We start from the raw sequence: 20,863 nt of genomic DNA on the forward strand, positions 1-20,863 counted from the left end.
GACAAATATAAAAAGTCATGTAAACGGGTGTGAACCGTACTTACATGACTCACCATGGAAACAAAGGCTCTTTTTCAGGTGCCGCTTTCCTTATTTCTCTTCTTCACACACTGTGTCACCAGGCTCGCAAAATTGATCGGCCCATGCCTGCATTTCTTGAAATACAGCTTGAAGCGCTGTTCCTTTTTCAGTTAGCGTGTAGATGACTTTGACCGGCGTTTCAGGGAGAACCTGCCGTTCGACAATCTCGTTTTGTTCAAGCTCCTTCAAGCGCTCTGCCAACATTTTTTGGCTGATCATCGGTATTGTTTCCGTTATCTCTTTAAACCGTTTCGGCCCATCCATTAGCACATGGATGATCAGACCGTTCCATCGTTTTCCCAGCAATGAGAATGCGGATTCCATTTTAGGGCACATCGTATTTCCCACAAGTCTTCATCCCTTCATCTATTGATTGACATGTATTCAATGATCCATTACAATAATCTTTCAAGTTACATTTAGTAAGCTTCTAACTTTTCTATTATCATACCACGTTTATCCGAAGGAGGAAACACTATGACGAATACTCTGGATGTTTTAAAAGCACGTGCATCTGTAAAGGAATATGATACAAATGCCCCGATCTCTAAGGAGGAGCTGACTGAGCTATTAGACCTTGCCGCTAAAGCGCCTTCTGCTTGGAACCTTCAGCATTGGCATTTTACAGTATTCCACAGCGATGAATCAAAAGCGGAGCTTCTTCCTGTAGCGTATAATCAAAAACAAATCGTTGAGTCTTCTGCTGTTGTTGCCATTTTAGGCGATTTAAAGGCAAATGAAAACGGTGAAGAAGTTTATGCTGAATTAGCAAGCCAAGGCTATATTACGGATGAAATCAAACAAACATTGCTCGGCCAAATCAACGGTGCTTACCAAAGCGAGCAATTCGCACGTGATTCCGCTTTCTTAAATGCTTCTTTAGCTGCTATGCAGCTTATGATTGCCGCAAAAGCAAAAGGTTATGACACTTGCGCAATTGGCGGATTTAACAAAGAGCAGTTCCAAAAGCAATTTGATATCAGTGAGCGCTATGTTCCGGTTATGCTTATTTCAATCGGCAAAGCAGTGAAGCCTGCCCATCAAAGCAACCGCCTGCCGCTTTCAAAAGTATCAACTTGGCTGTAAGGATATGAAAAACCTTAGTCCGAAATCCGGACTAAGGTTTTTTTATACAATCGCCTCTTTGTACCATTCACGAGCTTGTTCAGCTTCATGCTGAGTCAGCTGATGGCCCCCGTCCTGCCAGTAAACGGAGGCTGATGCCCCGCTGTCACGTAAATAGCGGTAAAGCTCTTCTGATTCTTCCTTCGTGCAGAGAGGGTCGTATTTCCCGGCACCGATAAAAACAGGGAGCCCCGCCATATCAGGCAGCTCGATACCTCGAATCGGAACCATTGGGTGATGCAGAATAGCCCCTTTTAACACATCTTTATAATGAAAAAGCAGGCTTGCCGCAATGTTTGCGCCGTTTGAATAACCGACTGCAATCACTCGGCCGCGATTAAACTGATGCGTTTCTGCAGCCTCGTCGATAAAATCTTTCAATTCTCTTGTCCGCACCACAAGATCCTTTTCATCAAAAACTCCTTCACTCAGACGTTTGAAAAATCGCGGCATTCCATTTTCAAGCACCGATCCTCTGACACCAAGCAAATGGGCATCAGGGTCTATAAACCGCCCCAATGAAAGCAGATCGTGTTCATTACCGCCCGTGCCATGCAACAGCAAAAGTACGTTGTCAGATGTTCCTTTTTCATAAATATGCTTCATTATAAATTCCCCCTATTAAAGTTCAGGTAAAATGTCTGTAATTTGTTGTCTATGTTTCTCCAGCCATTCAGGCAGTTTTAAGGAAGTCCCTAGCTCAGCAAACGTTTCATCTGTCATAAAGCCTGGTTCATCTGTAGCAATTTCAAATAAGATACCGCCTTTCTCCCTGAAATAAACTGATGTAAAGTATTCCCTGTCGAGAATTTCTGACGAAGGCAGATGGTTTTCAGCAATAATCGGCAGCCATTTCGCCTGTTCCTTTTTCTTTGTCCGAAACGCTACATGGTGTACCGTACCATATCCTCCGACTCCTCTTTTTTCAGGGTATAAATGGACATCAATGACACCGCCGACGGCCGCTGAGGTTGCCAGTCTGACAATCTGGTCTTCTTCGGCCACTTTGGTGTATCCAAAGCTTTCCATTAACAATTGTATGGTCGCCTGCGGGTCGTAGGAATATAGCAGCACACCTTTCATTCCCGTAATTGCTTCATTTGTTGTGATCCCGTCAGGCGTCCACTCGCTTTTGCCGCTTTTCGCATCCTCCATGATCGCCAGCGGAAGGTCTTCTGTATCATCAAAAATAAGACCTTTTTCACCAAACAACGTTTTTTCCTCTAGGCTCAGCCCGCTTTTCTCAAGACGCTCCTTCCAAAAAGACAGGGAGCCTGAGGGAACTGAAAAGTACACCCGGCCCGCTTGGCCTTTTCCTACCGTTCCCTGTCCGCTTCCTTGGAACGGAAAAAAGGTCATTATTGTACCGGGATCTCCGTTTTGATTCCCAAAGTAAAAATGATACGTTCCGGGATCATCAAAGTTTACTGTTTTTTTAACAAGCCTGAGCCCAAGCACTTCTGTATAAAATCGCAAGTTTTCTTGCGGATCTCTGGCGAATGCTGTGACATGGTGCAATCCTTCTGTTTTCATTTTCTCACTCCTATTTATCTCGATTTCAAGATATTTATTATTTTAAACCTTTATTGAAAAGGATGCAAACCATGTGTTTTGATTAAATAATTGAAAAAATCATTTTTTTCTAATAATTATCTTGTGATCTTTTCTTACAACTGCTATTATAGTGAGCATTATCATGTTTCAGGAGGAAAGTAAATGGTTAAAAAAGCACTTATTGTTATTCTCATTCTTTTGCCATTCGTTCAGCTCGCGCTTTTGCCGCTTGTGAATCGAATAGAACCGATTATGTTCGGCCTGCCGTTTTTCCACTTTTGGCTGCTGCTGTGGATTATTGTTACGCCGTTATGCTCGTTTGGCATTTATCAGATGCAAAAAAAAGATGGAGGACTTGAATAATGCAAGGGAATCTGACTGCACTTCTCATTACTGCTATTATTGTTTTAACCGTTGTCTGTATCGGCTTTCTCGCCGGAAGAGACAAATCCTCACGCACTTCTTTGGAAGAATGGTCTGTCGGCGGCAGACGCTTCGGCGGTCTTCTCGTCTGGTTTTTAGTAGGCGCTGACCTTTATACGGCCTATACTTTCTTAGGGTTGACCAGTACTGCTTTTACAGGCGGAAGTGTTGCATTTTTCGCCATTCCTTATTCTGTGTTGGCCTACTTTATCGCCTACTTCTTCTTGCCGAAACTTTGGAAAGTTGCGAAAATTCATAAATTAACAACACTCGCGGATTATGCCCGGGAACGTTTTAACAGTAAGCTTTTGGCAAGCCTCGTTGCCATCGTCGGGGTACTCATGCTTATTCCGTACATATGCCTTCAGCTGAGCGGCATTCAAGACACGCTTCAGGTTGCCGGCACTGGATATATTAACGTAAAATTCGTTGTGATCATTTCATTTATTCTTGTTGCTCTTTACACATTCTTCAGCGGGATTAAAGGGCCCACATATACAGCCATCATTAAGGACATTTTAGTATGGGTCATTATGCTGTTTATGGTGGTGTCCCTCCCTCTCATTCATTTTAACGGCTGGACACCGATGATTGACACGTTAGTGAAGGAAGCGCCGCAAATGCTGACGATACCTGCAGAAGGGCCAAAAGGCATCCCTTGGTTTATCACAGCATCTATTGTTTCCGCTCTGGCACTTTTTATGTGGGCGCATGCCGCTACAGGTGTTTTCACGGCGAAAAGCGCTGATGCAGTAAGAAAAAACAGCATGTTTTTGCCGCTTTACAATATTGTGTTAATATTGGTTATTTTTCTTGGCTTTATCGCCTTTCTTGTCCTGCCGGAAGATACAAATCCAAGGCTGGCGCTGCTGCATTTGATTCAAACATCTTACGGCGGCGTGGCACAAGGCTTTGCATATGCCACTATCGCTCTTGCTTCATTAATACCTTGTTCCATTATGGCAATCGGCGCATCGAATTTATTCGCCAACAACCTATACCGGGATTTGATTCATCCGAATGTGTCGCAAAACAAGCTGACCCTCGTCACACGTTCAATGGTCTTTGTTGTCATCGGTCTTGCGCTGCTGTTTGGAATGCTGTTCCCGACTGCCTTAGTGACACTTCAGCTATTAGGTGTATCCGGTATGGTGCAAATCTTCCCTGCGATTGCTGTCAGCCTGTTCTGGAAAAACCAAACGAAAGAAGCAACGGTTATCGGATTATTAGCCGGCCTAGCGGTAACGTTTATTGTGTATATCACTCAATCCGCACATGGCATTTATGAAGGATTCTGGGGATTGGCCGCCAACATGATCGCTGTGGTCATCCTGAATCCGCTGTTCGTTAAAAACGCGGGATCCAATCCTGTCATTGAAGGTTTATTTGGCAAAAAACAAGACGCTAATCCAAATCAAAAGGGCGCATAAAAAAACCATACGCGGCAGCCGCGTATGGTTTTTTTTACATTTCTTTTTTCAGTGTTTCAATTGCCTTTTCCATTTGCGTATCATTATCAGACAGCTTCTTTTGAAGTTCTATCATTAATTTCGTTGTTGTATCGCCAGTCAGTATGCCTGTTTCATTCAGCTTCTCTTTTTTCTGGAACTGTTTGACGACAGATACAAAATCCTGGTCATACATACTGTTAACCTTTACCTTGTAACCAAGTGCTTTGAGCATTTTCTGAGCCACTTTGACGTTTGTGCCTGTATCACCTGATTTGTACGTTTTATCTGCGTCCAAATACGGCAGCTTCGCGTAATCAGGCAGCTCTGCTTTCACTTGAGGCTTGATGCCTTTTTTGTGAATCCATTCGCCATCAGCAGTCAGCCATTTGGCAACTGTCAGTTTGACGGTAGAGCCATCATCATATTCTTTTGCCGTTTGTACTGTACCTTTGCCGAATGTCGTCTCGCCGATTAACGGTACGTTTGACGATTCATGAAGGGCAGCGGCCATAATTTCGGCTGCGCTTGCTGTACCGTCATTTACTAAAACGACGGTCGGCTTGGTCACTTTCCGTTCTTTTTCGGCCTTCATGACTTCTTTTGAACCGTTTTTGTATTCAACCTGCATGATGTTTTTCCCTTTATCAATGAACAGGTTGCTCATCGTAATCGCCTGTTCCATTAAGCCGCCCGGGTTGCCTCTCAAGTCTAAAATATAGCCTTTGGCGCCTTTTTTCTCTAAACTGTCAATCGCATCTGTCAGCTCTTTAGCTGTTGTTTCAGAGAAAGAAGTGATTTGAATTTCTCCGATGTTGTTGTCTTTCATCTCTGAATAGACAGTCTCTACAGGAATGGTATCGCGCTTAATGGAAAGATCGATATTCCCCACTCCCGCTCTGTTCAGTTCAAGCTTCACCTTTGTGCCCTTTTTGCCTCGGATTAAAGCGACGGCTTCATTTACATTCATGCCTTTTACGCTTTTTCCATTTACCTTAATGATTTGGTCCCTCGGTTTGATACCGGCTTTTTCAGCAGGTGAACCTTTAATTGGGGATACAATAAGGATTTCTCCGTCTTTCTCCTCTACTTGGGCTCCGATTCCTTCAAAAGATGCTGAAATCGTCTCGTCGAATGATTTCGCTTGCTCTTGATCCATATATGTAGAATACGGATCATCCAGTGATTGAATCATTCCTTTAATTGCTCCGTCTACTAATTTGTCATCATCTGTTTTTTGGTAATAATCACTTTTGATTTGCTCATACGCTTTATTTAATTTGTCGAACTTGCTGTCTCCTGTGCTTGCTGATTTTTGGCCCAGGATACTGGAATTGCCCGTAATAAATAAAGTAAGCGCCGAAGCGACAACTGCAGTGATCAGCACAATAAAAAACAGTTTTAATTGCCGTTTCAATTAAACACCACCTTTTTCTTCTTACATTATTATCATGGACGAATTCTTATTCGTCAACTCGGAGCAGAAATGAAAGAGAAACGCCCTTCTTTTGCTTTTCATAAACCTATGTCTTTATACGACATATGATAAGGAAAAAGGAGGATTCGATATTGAGCCGATATTTAGAAATGCTGTCCTTATTCGGTGTCGCAGGGGCGCACCCAGGCGGGCTGGCTTTTTCAAAAGCGGTCTTGCAAAAGGCTGCGCCCTCTCCGGATCAGCCGATTCTTGATGCCGGATGCGGAACAGGGCAAACGGCGGCTTATTTAGGACATTTGCTGTATCCTGTAACAGTCGTTGATAAAGATCCTATTATGCTTGAGAAAGCGAAAAAAAGATTTGCGAATGAAGGGCTTGCCATCCCTGCATATCAGGCGGAGCTGGAACATCTCCCGTTTTCTTCTGAGTCCTTTTCCTGCGTCCTGTCAGAATCGGTCCTCAGTTTTTCACGCCTGACATCCTCTCTTCAAGAAATTTCAAGAGTTTTAAAACCCGGCGGGATGCTGATTGGTATCGAAGCTGCTTTAAAAAAACCGATGCCCCCTGCAGAAGAGAAGCAAATGATGGATTTTTACGGATTTACTTGCTTACATGAAGAAAGCGAATGGCATAAACTCCTAAGATCCTATGGCTTTCAAAAAACAGAAGCGATGACACTTCTTCCGGAAGACATGGAATTTGAACCAACCACAGAAATGGATTTATCGCAAACGATTGATCCCATCTATTACGATACGCTTCAAACACATTATCAGCTCATGCAGTTATATAGTGAGTACATGGGTCATTGTATTTTTATCGCGTACAAGTAAAACGGCGTATCGCCCCCTGTTTTCGTCCAACCTTTTTTTCCTATCTATCATATGCTGATAGAAAGTCAGGATAGGAGGGGAACAATATTGGAGAGATATTATCATCTTTGCAAAAACCATCAAGGTAAAGTCGTCAGAATTACAGAGAGAGGCGGGAGAGTTCACGTCGGCAGAATTACCCGTGTAACAAGAGACAGAGTTTTTATAGCTCCGACCGGCGGAGGGCCAAGAGGTTTCGGTTACGGATATTGGGGCGGTTATTGGGGATACGGAGCAGCTTACGGTATTTCCCTCGGTTTAATTACAGGGGTCGCTCTTGCTGGTTTATTCTTCTGGTAAGCATAGAACAAATGCTAGATTCACCAGACACAATGAAGCCCGCTTATCTAGTGTAAGCGGGCTTTTCATTTTAAATTTTCTTCACTTTTTCAAAGTACTCTTCAAGCGTTAAATCATTATCTTGGATGACCTTTGCGGCTTTTTTGCCTACATAGCGCAGATGCCATGGCTCATATTCATATTTCGTGATATCTTCTTTATTTTTCGGATAGCGAATGATAAAGCCATATTTATAAGCATTGTCCTGCACCCATTTCCCGTCTGCCGTGCTTCCGAACGCTTCATTTAGCTCAAAGCCATTGCTCCGGCTCGAAATGTCCATCGCAAGGCCTGTTTGATGCTCGCTTTCACCCGGGTAAGCGACCGCTTCCTTTGCCTTCTTTTCCCCTTTTAGGCTTACTTCATTGTCAAAAATAACTTTCTGTCTGTCATACGAACGGTACCCTGAGACAGCTGCCAGTTCATAGCCTTCCTTTTTGGCAGCATCGAACATTGTTTTTAATGCGTCGGCCGCTTCTTTTCTGATGTAACGTTTTTGAATCTTTTCTTCAAAAGAAAACTCTACATCAGGTATGACAAGATCGCTAGGTTCATAGTTTCCGGGCAGTGCATATTGTTTATTGACAAGCGCGAGTATATTTTCTGGATTTTGAATGGTTTCCAGACCATCGACTTTTTTAATATCATTGAAATACTGGCTTTCCAATGAAAACTCACTGTTTTGAGTGTTTGATTTTTTGCTGTCAGCTGTTTTTTGTTCTGTTTGCTTTGTTTCTGCTGTGGTTTTCGTATCCTTTTGAGCATCTCCGTTCGACATGCTGCAGCCGGCTCCGACTATTGCCGTTACACTCAGAGCGGCAGCCAGTGAGAACCATTTACCGGACTTTTTCATATTACATTACCTTCCTTTTATCAATCGTTTCCGCATTCATAAAGAAGAGGCTGCCGGCACCCAGCACGCCTCTTGATATATTTTATTGTGATACGGAATGTAAAGCCACTTCTATCATATCATGAAATGTCGTTTGACGCTCTTCCGCTGTCGTTTCTTCTCCTGTTAATACGTGATCACTCACGGTGAGAATTGACAGGGCTTTTCTTCCGTGCTTCGCTGCTAATGTATACAATGCAGTTGTTTCCATTTCAACGCCAAGCACACCGTATTTTGCAAGTTTTTCAATTTGCGAATCGTCGTTGTAGAACTGGTCAGCTGTAAATACGCTTCCTACAGTCACCGGCACACCTTTATCCTTTGCGGCATCATAGGCATTTTTTAAAAGCTCGAAATCTGCGCAAGGCGCAAAATCAATGCTTCCAAAAGCGACTCTGTTCATTTGTGAATCAGTTGAGGAGGTCATCGCCAAAATGACGTCTCGCACTTTGACATCTTTACGAATAGCGCCGCAAGAACCGACTCTTATTAGATTTTGCACATCGTAGCTTTGAATTAATTCATTCACATAAATTGAAATAGACGGAACTCCCATTCCCGTGCCTTGTACTGAGATTTTTTTACCTTTATATGTACCCGTAAATCCATACATGCCTCTGACTTCATTGTAGCACTCTACATTTTCAAGATACGTTTCTGCAATAAATTTTGCTCTGAGAGGATCTCCCGGCAAAAGCACTGTATCTGCAATTTGTCCTTTTTCAGCACCTATATGTACACTCATCTCATATCCTCCTGTAAATCTAAATTATCATCCAGCCCGTCCATTTTACAACGAATGTCATGATGAAACAAACTTCAGCATTGATTATAAAGGAATATGTCGAAAAAAGAAATGTTCGAGGATCTGTTTGGCACTTCCTCAGAAAAACGGATAATCGGGGTGTTAATTTGAAAACCTAACCGCAGGAAGGAGGGGTGGGACATGGGTAAAAAACATCGCAACCGGATCACCGGCCAAAAAAAGAACAATCATATACCTGAAAAAGATATCATTGCAGCTGAAGAAGCACACGGGAAAGAATATTCTGCTGCCAAACGCAAGCCTTAAAACTGCAGAAAACTGCGGGTTTCCGCAGTTTTCTTTTCATTATGTCGTTTGTACAATCAGACGATTGATTTTCCTCCAGCCGGCGGGAAGCAGTTGATAATATGTTTTCCCTTTTCTGCCTTCATCAATCAAGATCACGTCCCCTGTGGCCATAAATCTTGCATCATAATCACTCGGAACAGTGTCGAATACATTAAACAAAGAGAATGCTCTTTTCAGCACGTCTTGATGATCGCTCCCGTTCAGTTCAGTTCGATAGACGGCTCTGTAGCCCTTTTTTTCGCCAAACCGGGGTGTCTGAAATATTGTCACGTCATAGGAACAAGACTTCTTTTTAAACACGGATAACATCATCAAGATCCCCTCCCTCTTATTTCTTTAACATATTGGCGTTTTTGCTGTGTTTTCCTCTCTCTATTTTTGTCGAAACCGCTTAATCTTTTCGTCAAAACCTTTTACTAGGAAAAACAGAAGCAAGCCGAGACTGAAGCCTCCTAACACATCTGTCAAAAAATGAACCCCCAGATAGACTCTGCTTATGCCGACCAAAACAGCAATTACACCGGCTATGATATATACCAATTTTTTATGCTTGGACAAAAACGGGAGGTGTTTCACTAAAAAGTAAGCAATAACAGGATAGACACAAGCTGCATTCATGGAATGGCCGCTCGGAAAACTGAAGGATGATTCATGAACCAGCGGTGCAAAATCAGGCCTCACTCTTTCGATCCATTCTTTTAAGACTTTGTTTAACAGCCGATCTGTGCCGAATACTAAGAGCATCAACAGGCCGTCCCATGTTTTTCTGTAGAAAAACATGCCTGCTCCAATGATGACAATTAGAGGGAGCAGAAAAGAAGAAGCACCAAGATGCGTGATCCCCGTCATGACTTCATTAAGCCATGGCTGACGGATCAAAACAGCTGCCTTGCTTATTGCTTCATCTGCAGATTGAACAGCATTTGTATGAATGGCCGCAGCTAGAATGAGAAAGAAAAGAAACAAGCTAACGGGCTTGTACAATTTAACCACCTCAATTTTCACAGAAGTCATAGAACATGAATAATAAAACCGGAGCTGACCGCTCCGGTTTTAAGCCTCACTCATCTTCATCCAGCTCTTCATCTATCATACATTTTTCTATCAAATAATCAAAGGTAATATCAGCGATTTCAAACAGCTCATCCTCACTCGGTATGTAGCCCCGTCTTGCAAGCTCTCTGTAAAAAAATTCAGCGATTTCTTCCGTATCAATCACAAGATCTATTTCTTTCATCTCCGTACCGCCTCCTTTTTTATGTTTTATGAAAAAACAGGCTGAATTATACCCGGTGTTCTAAACAATTCTTTCAGTCATATATTGAATAAAAAACGAGCCATGGGAGGCTGACGCTATGATTGCTAAAATGATGGAAGCACTGGACGGAGAAAGATTTGATATCATAATGGAAAAAACGCTCAAAGGAATGACGCGTGTGATGATTTGGGGCTGTCTGCCATATTTTTTATATGTCTTGATCCGTATGTTCACAAACTAACTGAAATGCTCTTTTAAACTTTCCAAAACAAACATCATCATGTCTTTATATTCTTCATCATGAAACATTTCGTACAGAATTTTGTAGTCATTATAAATATCCAGAAGCTCATCAACAATTGACACAGCAAGGATGTGAAGGGTATCTTGATCTTCATCATCGCCTTCAAACTGAAGAAGAGCAGACGATGCGATATCTTCGCCGATCTCATGGCCAGTTTCTCCGACATAATGGACAAACAACAGCTGATGCACAAACTGGTCCATTTCATATTTTCTAAGCACCAGCGTGAGATCCTCTTCCTCCGTTTCAAGCCACTCTCCATCCTTTAAACGGGTCAGCTCATAAATGATATCTTCCCAGCCATCTTCTAAATATCTCCAAATTTCTGTTCTATGGCCGATAATGCGAAAGAGTTCTTTTCCATAATCTTTTACATAAACAACGTCCCCAATAAGGAATTCATACTCAATATCAAGCTTCTCCATGTCGACAATGACACCCTCATAATCTTTATAAAGCTGAATAGATGATTCAAAGTATAAAACTTCGTTATGATTGACTTCATAAAGATAGTGTTTATCAATTTGGTGTACTTTTGTGATGGTGCCGACTGTTCCATACATAATGACGACTACGATATCCCCTACTTGGAATTTCGGTTTATTTTGCTTCATGGTGTCTCCCCCTCGCCGCAACATTTCTCATACGCTATCGTATGCCGGGTGAAGCCAATTCGCATGGGCATGAAAACCAAAGGAAATATCCAATTATGGTATGGGGGACATAAAAAAATCCGCAGTTATCTGCGGATGAAACAGCTATTATCTGCCGTGCACTTCAGACTCGTATTGATCCCAAGCTTCATCAAACGTCGCCATCGTGTGAAGGTAATCAGCATTCAGCTCCAAATATGAACTGATTTCATGATAATCGGTAGATGTTTTTGGAAAGCTGTGATCCTCATACGCCTGATTGGCAAATTCACTGATGCTGTCCTTCGGCTTAGGGTGTCTGTATTTCAATAAATAGTGATAAAAGGATTTCATGGGTTTCCCCTCCTGGTGTCTGTCTTTTGTTGTTCTATTATACAGTTCAAGTGTAAAATTACAACAAAAGAATACTGAAACATGACTCAGGAGAAGTCAAAATAGTTGCGTTTCAAAATTCTTTCTGTCTCCATGAGCTGCTGATATGTCAGGCTTTCAGGCAGTTTTTTTGTTTGAATTAAAAGCAGCTGATCCTCAATCTCCTTAACCGTGTTTTCCTCTTGATAGGTCATACCGCAGGAAGAACATACCATGGCAGGGGTGTCTGTCAGTTCTATAGCCCTCGATCCATCAGGGAGCTCCCAGTACACCGTGTTCCTGCCGGGCACCGCTTCAAGCTCGCCGCACCATTCGCATGTTTTCATGAAGAATCCCCTCCGCATTCAGTCTCTTTCTGTTTTTTCTGCTGCGCCAAAAATTTCTTTTCTTTGAGCTGATCTCTTTTCTCACGCCGATTTTTTAATGTTTCATGCTCCGGATTTGCGATGTATGCCTCTCTCCTTTTGATTCTGTCTACATTTTCAGGTGTAAACGAAACCTCTTTGTCAGCAAAAATGGCACTCAGCCCGATCGGCTCCTTTTTGTCAGCGGTTTCAGGGAAAACGGACTCAAAATAGGCGTCTGCCTGATTGGGGATATAATTCTCTGGTTCCGGATATGACGTAATCACACCTTCAAAATTTCTTAAGATCACTTTGTCAGGACTTTGTGACAGGACATAGTTTGGCTGCAGGGCGATTTTACCGCCGCCGCCTGGTGCGTCAACGACAAAGGTAGGAACCGCATAGCCTGAGGTATGACCTCTCAGCCCTTCAATGATCTCCAAACCTTTGGAAACAGGAGCTCTGAAATGCCCAATTCCTTCTGACAGATCACATTGGTAAATATAATAAGGACGGACTCTGATTTTTACCAAGTCATGCATGAGCTTTTTCATAATTGGAACCGAATCATTAATACCTGCTAATACGACAGCCTGATTTCCGACCGGCACTCCCGCGTTCACCAGCTTTTCACATGCCTCAACGGATTCTTCTGTCATTTCGATGCTTGTGTTAAAATGGGTGTTCAGCCAGACCGGATGATATTTTTTCAATATCTCGCACAGATGATCGGTAATGCGCTGCGGGAAGACGACGGGCGCTCTTGTTCCGATTCTGATGACTTCCAGATGCGGAATGCTGCGCAGCTCTTTTAAAATATATTCTAAAATTTGGTCGTTGATGAGCAGCCCATCACCGCCTGAAATTAAACAATCACGGATTTCGGGTGTTTCCCGGATATAAGCAATTGCAGCATCAAGCTGTTTTTTGGGGACTCCCATTCCGATTTGTCCGGAAAAGCGCCTTCTTGTGCAGTAGCGGCAGTACATGGAACATTGATTCGTGACAAGAAACAGCACACGGTCGGGATAGCGGTGTGTCAGACCGGGTACCGGTGAATCTTCATCCTCATGAAGCGGGTCTTCCAGATCGTATTTTGTTTTGTGCATTTCTTCAGAAAGCGGCACAGACTGCATGCGTACCGGGCATCTCGGATTGTCGGGGTCCATTAAAGAAGCATAGTAAGGTGTAATATTTAAGGGGATCGTTTTGGTAGAAATTCTGACGCCTTCCTCTTCATCCTCGGTCAGATTGATGACTTTCTTTAAATCATCTAACGTTCTTACAGTGTGTGTCAGCTGCCAAAGCCAATCGTTCCATTTCTCTTCCGGAACGTCCTTCCATAACTCGATCTCCTTCCAATGCCGTTTCGGTTTATACCATTTGTTTTTCAAACGAATTCCTCCTCGCGCATATTTTGACTTACAGTTGCTTGCACCAAATATTCATGTTTTCAAGGCCTTCGGCTATAAAGCAATTATTGATCAGCCTTCCGCCATACTGATAACCTGAATGGTACAACACAGCATTCATCCCAAAAGACGAAGCACGGGCGAGAGAAAATACATGAAAGATATCCTTTCCAGCCATTTCTTTTTCTAACGCCTCGATTAAAAAGCTTGTTAACGAATGGCCGCGATATTCCGGCAGCACAGCGCAATCGGTTATTTCTGCATGCCCAAGCTCTGGATTGATTTCTGCGCTTGCTGCGCTGATCAGGCGGTCATGATCAAGCATGATATAATACACCGTATTTGCATTCATCGTCTTTTCAATATAAGCGGGGTCAAATACCGGTGTTGGGTACGTGCGGAATACTTTTTTATACAGCATCGATAGCTGGTACATGTCGTTTGTTTCTGCTTTTCTCATCGTAAAAACGGGTGTACTGTCGTTGCGAAGACGGGGCGCTGTGCGATATATGGCTTCGATGATTTCCTGTTCCTCTGTATAAGAATCTGTTTGTCTCCGGCTTTCTGAAAGGTAACGTACCATGACACAAGCCGAATGGCCGAGATAATAGCCCTTTAGATAGCCCTCCGGCGCAAATAATTGTTTGGCAAGGATTGGCTCATCATGCTGCTTCGCATAGACAATGATTTTTTCTGCATTCTCTTCTTTTGCCGCTGCCACGATATCCGGCAGGGCCTTCTCAATGGCTCCGTCATAACGGACCACTCTGATTCGTTTATTAAAACCGTCATGGTCCAAAACTGTTGTGACACCGCTACTCTTTATTGACTTGAGCATCCGCATCCTCCCCATCTGTATGAAGCCCGCACCAATCCATGACAAAAAGTGCAATAATTTTAGCAGATTCTATCATGGCTTCAACCTCAATGTATTCATTGGCCTGATGAGCCGTTTTTGTTTCCCCCGGCCCGAAAACGATAACTGGTGTATCTCCTGCATGGTACAAAAGCCCTCCATCCGTTCCCCACGGGGAAGCCTCAATAATCGGCTCTGTCTGTTTCATTTTTTGATAGGCTGATTGCAGCACAGAAATTAAAGGGTGATCATCAGGTAAATCATTCGGCAGCCATTGAGCGCCAAACCATTCTACTTGTACGGGATGGCGTTTAAACCATTCGTCATGGTATTCTAAATCCTTCAGCCAGTTTTCCAATTCAAGTTTTACAGCTTCTGGTTTCTCATGGGGAGCAATTCCGCATCTCCCTTCTATGACGACACGGTCTGCAACTGAAGATGGCCAGGCACCGCCTGAGATGGTGCCGATATTCACCGGTACCGGTATTGGGATATTGTCATACAGCGGATCTGAAATTCTCGCATTGCGGACTTTCTCCAGCTCTTGTATCGCTGTGATAACGTGCATGCTTTTTTCAATCGCGCTTACCCCTTCATAGCGTGTGCCCCCATGTGCGGATAATCCCTTCACAGTGATCCGAAACCACATCGAACCCTGCTGCTTAATAAATAGTTTCATATTCGTCGGTTCAGGAATCAGCGCCCCGTCAGCACGATAGCCTCTCATGATGGCGGACAGTGTACCGGCGCCGCCGCACTCTTCATCTACAACACTCTGAAACAATACATCTCCCTTCAGTTTGACATCGCAGGCGTGCAGGGCTTCTAAAGCAAAAAGAAGGGCTGTATTGCCTCCCTTCATATCCGTTGAGCCGCGGCCGTATATTTTACCGTTTTCTTCGACAGCTTGATACGGTTCATACTTCCAATCCTTTACGCTTCCTTCAGGCACAACATCGATATGGCCGTTCAAAATCAGGGACCTGCCTCCGCCGGCTCCCGTTTTTTTAGCCACGATATTCGGGCTCTCATGAAAATCGGATCGGTTAGATTTAAAGTAGGGATGCTGTTTTAATTGCTTTATGCTTGGCTCCCATACATCAATGTCCATATGAAATTGCCGCAGCTTTTCAAGCACAACAGCTTGGGCGTTAAACTCTGACCCCAATGTGCTTTTTTCCCCAATCAGCCTTTTGAGAAGACGAATGGCTTTGGCCGAATGCTGATCAAGCCACCCGATTACTTTTCTTTCAATGTCTTGCATCCTCATTCCCCCTCTTAAGAAAAAGGCATATCTATTTTGATTTCAGCTTCTGTCAGCCTCGTCACCTCATCGATTGTCGAGCCATTCATCAGCTCTTTTAAAATGAAGTGATGGCTATCGACCTCAAGAACCGCTTTTTCGGTAATAATCAAATCTACACAGCCTGCAGCAGTTAATGGCAGCGTACATCTTTCTGTTAATTTAGGCCTTCCCTTTTGATCTGTATGACTCATGACGACAACCACTTTTTTCGCTTTTTGGGCAAGCTCCATCGCCCCGCCCATACCAGGCACCTTTTTTCCCGGAACAAGCCAATTTGCCAAATCTCCTGATTGGCTCACCTGCAGGGCGCCTAAAATCGTAATATCAATTTTGCCTTTTCTGATCATCGCAAAAGACATGGTTGTATCAAAATAAGACGCCCCTTTTACAGCGCGGACAGGATAGCCCGCGGCGTTGCATAAATGCGCATCCTCTTCTCCCTTTTCGGGACTTTCTCCAATGCCAAGGACACCGTTTTCCGCTTGAAACATGACCTGCATGTCAGGCGGCAAAAAGTTCGGTACCAAGGATGGGATACCGATACCGAGATTCACAATCATGCCCTGCTTAATTTCAGTAGCAGCCCGTTTTGCAATCTGTTCTCTTTCTGCTACTCCCAAGCCCATTTCCACTTCACTCCCTCGCTTCGTACAACTCCCTCAACAAAAACCCCCGGTGTGACAATCATTTCTTCAGAAATCTCACCCATCGGAACGATACGCTCAGCTTCGGCAAAGGTTCTCCTGGCGGCCATTGCCATAAGCGGGTTCATATTGCGCGCGGTTTTGTCATACGTTAGATTGCCGAATTCATCTGCAATGTAAGCATTGATGAAAGCAAAATCAGCCGTCAGCGCCTCTTCAATCAAGTATCGTTTTCCCGCCACTGTTACAATGTCCTTTTTTTCGCAAACCATTTGATTATCAATGCCCACGTCGGTTAAAATACCGCCAAGCCCCGCTCCGCCGGCGCGAATCCGTTCCGCAAGCGTTCCCTGAGGTGAAAATTGAACCTCTAACGTCCCCTCTGTCATCTGTTTTCCGGCTACAGGATTGGAACCGATATGCGAGGCGATCAGGGTTTTGACCCGTTGATTAACAATAAGCGGGCCGATCCCGATATCCGGGAAACCGGCGTCATTGCAAATCACAGTTAAATCCGTTACACCGCTGTCCAATATCGCTTCAATCAATGAAGGAGGCGACCCGACTCCCCCAAAACCGCCAAACATCAGAACCGATCCATCCCGAACATCTGCAATTGCTGTGTCAATGCTGATTGCTTTTTGAAATGGCGCCATTTAATGTCAATCCTTTTTTAAGTTTTTTTCGACCGCTGCAACTGTTTCTGAAAAAATAGAGATAAGCTCTTCCATTTCACCGTCTGAAATGGTAAAAGGAGGAGCAATAATGACAGCATCTCCTTCTCCACTGTCTATTCCAGCTTTGGAAGGATAAACAATCAGCCCGCGTTTTTTCGCCTCGCTGACAATAATCTGGGTTATCGCCTGCTCTGGCGGAAACACTTTCTTCGTTTTTTGGTCTGCCACAAATTCAATGCCTAATAGCAGTCCTTTTCCGCGCACATCACCTATAATGCCGCTTTGAGATGCCGCCTCATCAAGCTTCTTCTTCAGCGCAGCGCCCTTTTTTTCTGATTGTTTGATCAAGCCGTGCTTTAACACATATCGCAAAACTTCAAGAGCAGCTTTGGCTGAATAGGGATGTGCACTATATGTGTGACCGCTCATAATCACACCTGACCCTTGTTTTATCGTTTCAATAATAGAATCAGATACGACGGCAGCAGCAATAGGCGCATACCCCGCACCGAGTCCCTTCCCCAGTACAGCAATATCAGGTACGGTGTCCCAATGCTCTGTCGCGAGCATCCTTCCTGTTCTCCCAAGCCCCGTCATCACTTCATCTGCAATAAAAAGCACATCGTGTGTGCGGCATACCTCACTTAATCTCTCATAATATCCCGGAGGCGGAGTAATCGCTGCTCCTGCAGCACCAATAATAGGCTCAGCCACAAAGCCGGCGATGAATTGGCTTCCGATTCTTTTGATCATAGTGTCCAGTTCATCAGCTGCAGTCTGAACAAAGTCTTCTTCTGTCTCGTGATTCAGCCGATAAATATGTGGAGCTGAGATAGCTGGATACCGCTCAATGAGATGGGTGAACCGGTATCTCCTTTCATAAAAACCAGACAATGAAAGCGCTCCCAAAGTTATTCCGTGGTAACTGCTCCATCGAGACAAAAAGATGGATTTTTGTGTTTGCTTTTTTTCCTGCCAATACTGAATGGCGATTTTCATAGCTGTTTCTATCGCTTCTGATCCGCTGTTGACAAAAAAAGACCAATTCACATCTCCGGGCAGCTCCTGTGCCAAGAGAGCGGCTAATTGCTCGGCGGGCTCACTCGTAAACTGTGAGCGGTAAGCAAAAGACACCTGATCAAGCTGTTCTTTCAGCTTCTCAGTCACATCACGAACTCCGTGGCCGATATTACATGTCACCGCACCTGACGAGCCGTCGAGATATTTTTTTCCGGTCTGATCATAAACATATGAACCCTTCGCATAACTGACAACCGGATAGGCCGAGCTAAGCTCTGGCTTAATCAAATAACTGCTCATGCTCCCACCTCAAAACCCCTTTTACCATATTGTATGAGTGTCCAAATGGCGGCATGACGTTCCCCGCAAAAACTTTTTCACATAAAAAGAGCCTTCCTAATAGGGAAGGCTCTTTTGAAATTTCAGCATCTAGCAAATAAAAGCGGCTCCAACAATAATTAATAAAATGAACAAGACAACAATTAACACAAATGTATTTGTCCCGCAGCCAAATCCGTAACCGTACCCAGAGTATCCATACATGCTGTTTTCATCCTTTCTTATCACGATATACGGCATTTTATGCGGGCCAAGTCCCAAATGGTTTGTGCAAACGCCTATTTCATGTAAGGAAATAATGAAATACAGTATGCACCCGCTCATATTTTTTAAACGTCAGCTTTTCGTAAAACTGAGTTGCACCGTCAGTGCTTGCAGCCACTAAGTAGGCTGCTTCCATTCCTAGTGATTTGGCGATGGACAGCATTTCTTTCACTAAGATACTGCCGTAGCCCTTCCTTTGAAACTGATCTAAAATTGCCACTTCTTCGATTTTAGCCGTTTTCTCTTGATGATCGATAAACAGCTCGCCGCACCCAATGGGAACTTTCTGTGCCTGGTCGCTGTAACAAACAACAAGAATGATTATATCTGCTTCATAGAAAGGATATTTTCTTTTTAATTTTTGTTCAGCGATTGCTTCTCCAATATAAATGGAATCGTAAATTTTCATAATAGAAGATCCGTCGCTAAGACTTTTTGCCGTCCCCCATGCGGTTAAAGGATGTCCCATCTGCCCCTTCCAGTCACTAAGCTTCATGTCATATAGTAGCTCATCCTCGACGACAAAACCGCTTTTTACAAGTGACTGCTTCAAACTGAGCGGAAAAACATGCTGCGGCGACGCTTTTAAATGGAGATAATTCGCATCAAGCAGCTTTGGTACGGAGGGTAAAAATTTAAGTAACCGCTCCAATGGAAACGTATCATGGAGCTGAACAAAGTTATGAGAAAAAATTTGCGGAAGCTGCGGATCTCTGTATACGCTGTAATGATCAAACGATGCCGATTCAGACGTTAACAATATATATTGATGTTCCGTTTTTGAATAATGTCCTGTCATGAACGTCTCCTTTTTATGACCTATACCTTTACTCTGTTGCAATATTCAATTTCTTTATAATCTCATCGTACACCGGATAAAACGGCTTTCCAATTGGAAATTGCTGAATATTTCGGAAAGAAGCGGAGATTGGCTTCTGATGTAAAAAAAACTTCCTTGTTACTTGTTCACTAATCGGGTGAAAGACGCCGTTTAGAAACAAAAACGGCTCGCGTTCGATGAAAAACAGACGTCGGCCAGGCGGATTTTTGATCAATTCAGATCGTTTCCACGTAATCGGCGGCCCTTCCGGAAGCGTCTCCATCTCTTCTTTTCCAATTGTCACTATGTCTTTTCTTTGAAATTGATAAAATTGAAACGCATACTGGTCCACAATTCGCCTTTTTTTTCCGGCTTCGATATAAAATATTGCAGGATGGTCAGCTTCCTTTACTAAAATATAATTCGGAATGTTTAAAATTTTGCCAATCCTATATTGGAATAAATATGGGTCTGGAGCAGCGACAGTCCGATTTAGATACAAAAAACCCCACTTTTCTCCAACAGGATGCCTTACACCCTGATCAAAAAAATACACATTTTGATCTGAACCTTTTACAAAAGAGCCGTCAATCAAATCGGCGGGCAGAAACCGATATGCATTTTGAAATGAATCTGGGGTTTTATAGGTTGTGTCTAATACTTCATTTATCGGCAGAAATGGGGTAAAGTTGTTGAGTCTCGCCCAAAAAATTGCGTCGCCATGATTCCAATGCTTCATATCATCATCCCAGTAGCCTCCAAATTTATGATGGATGAGATTAAGTAACGAACGGCGATGCATAACTGAGCAATGATCAACTTGAAAAGCGGCCTGATCAAGCACTGCATTGGCATTTCTGTAGAAATGTGAGATTTCCTCTCCCCTTTCGTTTACATGTACAACTTTTTGTTTTGAATAGACCGCCTGCGCTTCAGGCTTATGTGAAAACTCTTGCACCATACGGCTCAGCCGCTCAGGATGATAAACAGTGTCGTCAGTAAGATAGGAAATGTAATCGCCGTCTGCAAATGGGAGCGCACTGTTAATTAATGTGGCATAACGGGCTGTTTTTAATCGATCTGCAGGATGCACGAAACTGTTATGATATTGAATGCGCCGGTCATGGAGATACTTGTGAATCACCGCAGTTGTTTCTGCATTCGAATGATCATCCATGATAAAAAGCTCCCAAAGATCATGCGTTTGCTGTATCACGCTTTCGATCGCTTTTTGCAAATAATCGGGTTTGTTGTAACTTGTTAAAATAATAGACACTTTCTCTCCCATCTATACCGCCTCCCACCGTC

At 43.5% G+C, this 20,863-nt stretch carries 29 protein-coding genes; 7 read left to right on the forward strand and 22 right to left on the reverse strand.

The window, feature by feature from the left end; all coding sequences use genetic code 11:
• Nucleotides 1-90: 90 nt before the first annotated feature.
• A complete protein-coding gene (gene yodB / locus MHI44_RS01220; RefSeq protein ID WP_004399427.1) occupies nt 91-429 on the reverse strand; it encodes a transcriptional regulator YodB in 339 nt (112 codons plus the stop codon).
• A 129-nt stretch (nt 430-558) separates the two neighbouring features.
• Here yodB and MHI44_RS01225 point away from each other — a divergent pair, with 129 nt between their 5' ends.
• Complete coding sequence (locus tag MHI44_RS01225; protein WP_014477092.1) at nt 559-1,167, forward strand: nitroreductase family protein; 609 nt, start codon at nt 559-561, stop codon at nt 1,165-1,167.
• 42 nt (nt 1,168-1,209) lie between these two features.
• Here the strand turns inward: MHI44_RS01225 and MHI44_RS01230 are convergent, their stop codons facing one another.
• The gene (locus MHI44_RS01230; RefSeq protein ID WP_003231194.1) at nt 1,210-1,812 is read right to left on the reverse strand and encodes an alpha/beta hydrolase; all 603 of its coding nucleotides are present in this window, start codon (nt 1,810-1,812) and stop codon (nt 1,210-1,212) included.
• A 15-nt stretch (nt 1,813-1,827) separates the two neighbouring features.
• Complete coding sequence (locus MHI44_RS01235) at nt 1,828-2,739, reverse strand: ring-cleaving dioxygenase (RefSeq protein WP_339202722.1); 912 nt, start codon at nt 2,737-2,739, stop codon at nt 1,828-1,830.
• 183 nt (nt 2,740-2,922) lie between these two features.
• On the opposite strand from MHI44_RS01235, the gene MHI44_RS01240 reads away from it, so the two are divergent.
• Both MHI44_RS01240 and MHI44_RS01245 read left to right on the forward strand, forming a co-directional pair.
• Nucleotides 2,923-3,123, forward strand: coding sequence for a DUF3311 domain-containing protein (locus MHI44_RS01240; protein ID WP_003231189.1), 201 nt, complete (start codon nt 2,923-2,925; stop codon nt 3,121-3,123).
• Nucleotides 3,123-4,613, forward strand: coding sequence for a sodium:solute symporter (locus tag MHI44_RS01245; protein WP_212060652.1), 1,491 nt, complete (start codon nt 3,123-3,125; stop codon nt 4,611-4,613). The genes MHI44_RS01240 and MHI44_RS01245 overlap by 1 nt, the downstream gene beginning before the upstream one ends.
• A 34-nt stretch (nt 4,614-4,647) precedes the next feature.
• Here the strand turns inward: MHI44_RS01245 and ctpA are convergent, their stop codons facing one another.
• Nucleotides 4,648-6,048: a carboxy-terminal processing protease CtpA gene (gene ctpA / locus MHI44_RS01250; protein ID WP_003231186.1), complete on the reverse strand. Its 1,401-nt coding sequence runs from the start codon at nt 6,046-6,048 to the stop codon at nt 4,648-4,650.
• 152 nt (nt 6,049-6,200) lie between these two features.
• Here ctpA and MHI44_RS01255 point away from each other — a divergent pair, with 152 nt between their 5' ends.
• Complete coding sequence (locus tag MHI44_RS01255; RefSeq protein WP_339202724.1) at nt 6,201-6,902, forward strand: class I SAM-dependent methyltransferase; 702 nt, start codon at nt 6,201-6,203, stop codon at nt 6,900-6,902.
• Between the two features lie 87 nt (nt 6,903-6,989).
• Nucleotides 6,990-7,241, forward strand: a complete 252-nt coding sequence (locus MHI44_RS01260) for a hypothetical protein (RefSeq protein WP_014477099.1) — start codon at nt 6,990-6,992, stop codon at nt 7,239-7,241.
• A gap of 70 nt (nt 7,242-7,311) precedes the next feature.
• Here the strand turns inward: MHI44_RS01260 and ldcB are convergent, their stop codons facing one another.
• Nucleotides 7,312-8,133, reverse strand: a complete 822-nt coding sequence (ldcB, locus tag MHI44_RS01265; protein WP_014480046.1) for an LD-carboxypeptidase LdcB — start codon at nt 8,131-8,133, stop codon at nt 7,312-7,314.
• A gap of 82 nt (nt 8,134-8,215) precedes the next feature.
• Complete coding sequence (deoD, locus tag MHI44_RS01270) at nt 8,216-8,917, reverse strand: purine-nucleoside phosphorylase (RefSeq protein ID WP_003241589.1); 702 nt, start codon at nt 8,915-8,917, stop codon at nt 8,216-8,218.
• Nucleotides 8,918-9,118: 201 nt separating this feature from the next.
• Between deoD and MHI44_RS01275 the strand changes: the two genes are divergently transcribed.
• Complete coding sequence (locus tag MHI44_RS01275) at nt 9,119-9,244, forward strand: hypothetical protein (protein ID WP_003231174.1); 126 nt, start codon at nt 9,119-9,121, stop codon at nt 9,242-9,244.
• Between the two features lie 39 nt (nt 9,245-9,283).
• On the opposite strand, the gene yodL is transcribed toward MHI44_RS01275, so the two are convergent.
• The 3 genes from yodL to MHI44_RS01290 all read right to left on the reverse strand — a co-directional run bounded on the left by yodL (nt 9,284) and on the right by MHI44_RS01290 (nt 10,523).
• Nucleotides 9,284-9,598 (reverse strand): shape determination protein YodL, encoded by a 315-nt coding sequence (yodL, locus tag MHI44_RS01280; RefSeq protein ID WP_004399431.1) that lies wholly within the window; start codon nt 9,596-9,598, stop codon nt 9,284-9,286.
• A 60-nt stretch (nt 9,599-9,658) separates the two neighbouring features.
• A complete protein-coding gene (pgpB, locus tag MHI44_RS01285) occupies nt 9,659-10,270 on the reverse strand; it encodes a phosphatidylglycerophosphatase PgpB (RefSeq protein ID WP_339202726.1) in 612 nt (203 codons plus the stop codon).
• A gap of 76 nt (nt 10,271-10,346) precedes the next feature.
• The gene (locus MHI44_RS01290; RefSeq protein ID WP_003231166.1) at nt 10,347-10,523 is read right to left on the reverse strand and encodes a YozD family protein; all 177 of its coding nucleotides are present in this window, start codon (nt 10,521-10,523) and stop codon (nt 10,347-10,349) included.
• A 118-nt stretch (nt 10,524-10,641) separates the two neighbouring features.
• Between MHI44_RS01290 and MHI44_RS01295 the strand changes: the two genes are divergently transcribed.
• Nucleotides 10,642-10,785, forward strand: a complete 144-nt coding sequence (locus MHI44_RS01295; protein ID WP_003231164.1) for a hypothetical protein — start codon at nt 10,642-10,644, stop codon at nt 10,783-10,785.
• Here MHI44_RS01295 and MHI44_RS01300 read toward each other — a convergent pair.
• The 13 genes from MHI44_RS01300 to cgeD form a co-directional block, all read right to left on the reverse strand.
• Nucleotides 10,782-11,462, reverse strand: coding sequence for a hypothetical protein (locus MHI44_RS01300; protein ID WP_014480050.1), 681 nt, complete (start codon nt 11,460-11,462; stop codon nt 10,782-10,784). The genes MHI44_RS01295 and MHI44_RS01300 overlap by 4 nt on opposite strands.
• A 147-nt stretch (nt 11,463-11,609) precedes the next feature.
• The gene (locus MHI44_RS01305) at nt 11,610-11,834 is read right to left on the reverse strand and encodes a YozE family protein (protein WP_003231160.1); all 225 of its coding nucleotides are present in this window, start codon (nt 11,832-11,834) and stop codon (nt 11,610-11,612) included.
• Between the two features lie 86 nt (nt 11,835-11,920).
• Nucleotides 11,921-12,199, reverse strand: a complete 279-nt coding sequence (locus MHI44_RS01310; protein WP_032722011.1) for a YokU family protein — start codon at nt 12,197-12,199, stop codon at nt 11,921-11,923.
• On the reverse strand, nt 12,196-13,611 hold the full coding sequence (ablA, locus tag MHI44_RS01315) for a lysine 2,3-aminomutase (RefSeq protein ID WP_015714115.1): 1,416 nt from the start codon (nt 13,609-13,611) through the stop codon (nt 12,196-12,198). Before ablA ends, MHI44_RS01310 begins: the two co-directional genes overlap by 4 nt.
• A gap of 28 nt (nt 13,612-13,639) precedes the next feature.
• On the reverse strand, nt 13,640-14,467 hold the full coding sequence (gene ablB / locus MHI44_RS01320; RefSeq protein WP_264098996.1) for a putative beta-lysine N-acetyltransferase: 828 nt from the start codon (nt 14,465-14,467) through the stop codon (nt 13,640-13,642).
• Nucleotides 14,445-15,755 (reverse strand): peptidase, encoded by a 1,311-nt coding sequence (locus MHI44_RS01325; protein WP_015251879.1) that lies wholly within the window; start codon nt 15,753-15,755, stop codon nt 14,445-14,447. The genes ablB and MHI44_RS01325 overlap by 23 nt, the downstream gene beginning before the upstream one ends.
• An 8-nt stretch (nt 15,756-15,763) precedes the next feature.
• Nucleotides 15,764-16,417, reverse strand: a complete 654-nt coding sequence (locus MHI44_RS01330; protein ID WP_015383895.1) for a 3-oxoacid CoA-transferase subunit B — start codon at nt 16,415-16,417, stop codon at nt 15,764-15,766.
• Nucleotides 16,402-17,091, reverse strand: a complete 690-nt coding sequence (locus tag MHI44_RS01335) for a CoA transferase subunit A (RefSeq protein WP_003230839.1) — start codon at nt 17,089-17,091, stop codon at nt 16,402-16,404. Before MHI44_RS01335 ends, MHI44_RS01330 begins: the two co-directional genes overlap by 16 nt.
• A gap of 6 nt (nt 17,092-17,097) precedes the next feature.
• A complete protein-coding gene (locus MHI44_RS01340; protein WP_251233015.1) occupies nt 17,098-18,432 on the reverse strand; it encodes an aspartate aminotransferase family protein in 1,335 nt (444 codons plus the stop codon).
• Nucleotides 18,413-18,568: a hypothetical protein gene (locus MHI44_RS01345; RefSeq protein ID WP_003230835.1), complete on the reverse strand. Its 156-nt coding sequence runs from the start codon at nt 18,566-18,568 to the stop codon at nt 18,413-18,415. The genes MHI44_RS01340 and MHI44_RS01345 overlap by 20 nt, the downstream gene beginning before the upstream one ends.
• Complete coding sequence (yoyG, locus tag MHI44_RS01350; RefSeq protein WP_003218179.1) at nt 18,562-18,675, reverse strand: YhzE/YjcZ family sporulation protein YoyG; 114 nt, start codon at nt 18,673-18,675, stop codon at nt 18,562-18,564. The genes MHI44_RS01345 and yoyG overlap by 7 nt, the downstream gene beginning before the upstream one ends.
• Nucleotides 18,676-18,754: 79 nt before the next feature.
• Entirely contained in the window at nt 18,755-19,534 is a 780-nt protein-coding gene (cgeE, locus tag MHI44_RS01355) for a spore maturation N-acetyltransferase CgeE (RefSeq protein WP_339202730.1), read from the reverse strand.
• A 28-nt stretch (nt 19,535-19,562) separates the two neighbouring features.
• A complete protein-coding gene (gene cgeD / locus MHI44_RS01360) occupies nt 19,563-20,843 on the reverse strand; it encodes a spore maturation glycosyltransferase CgeD (protein ID WP_069322732.1) in 1,281 nt (426 codons plus the stop codon).
• Nucleotides 20,844-20,863 lie beyond the last annotated feature (20 nt).

The sequence above is a fragment of the Bacillus sp. FSL K6-1366 genome (assembly GCF_037976695.1).
Classification (GTDB): Bacteria; Bacillota; Bacilli; order Bacillales; family Bacillaceae; genus Bacillus; species Bacillus subtilis.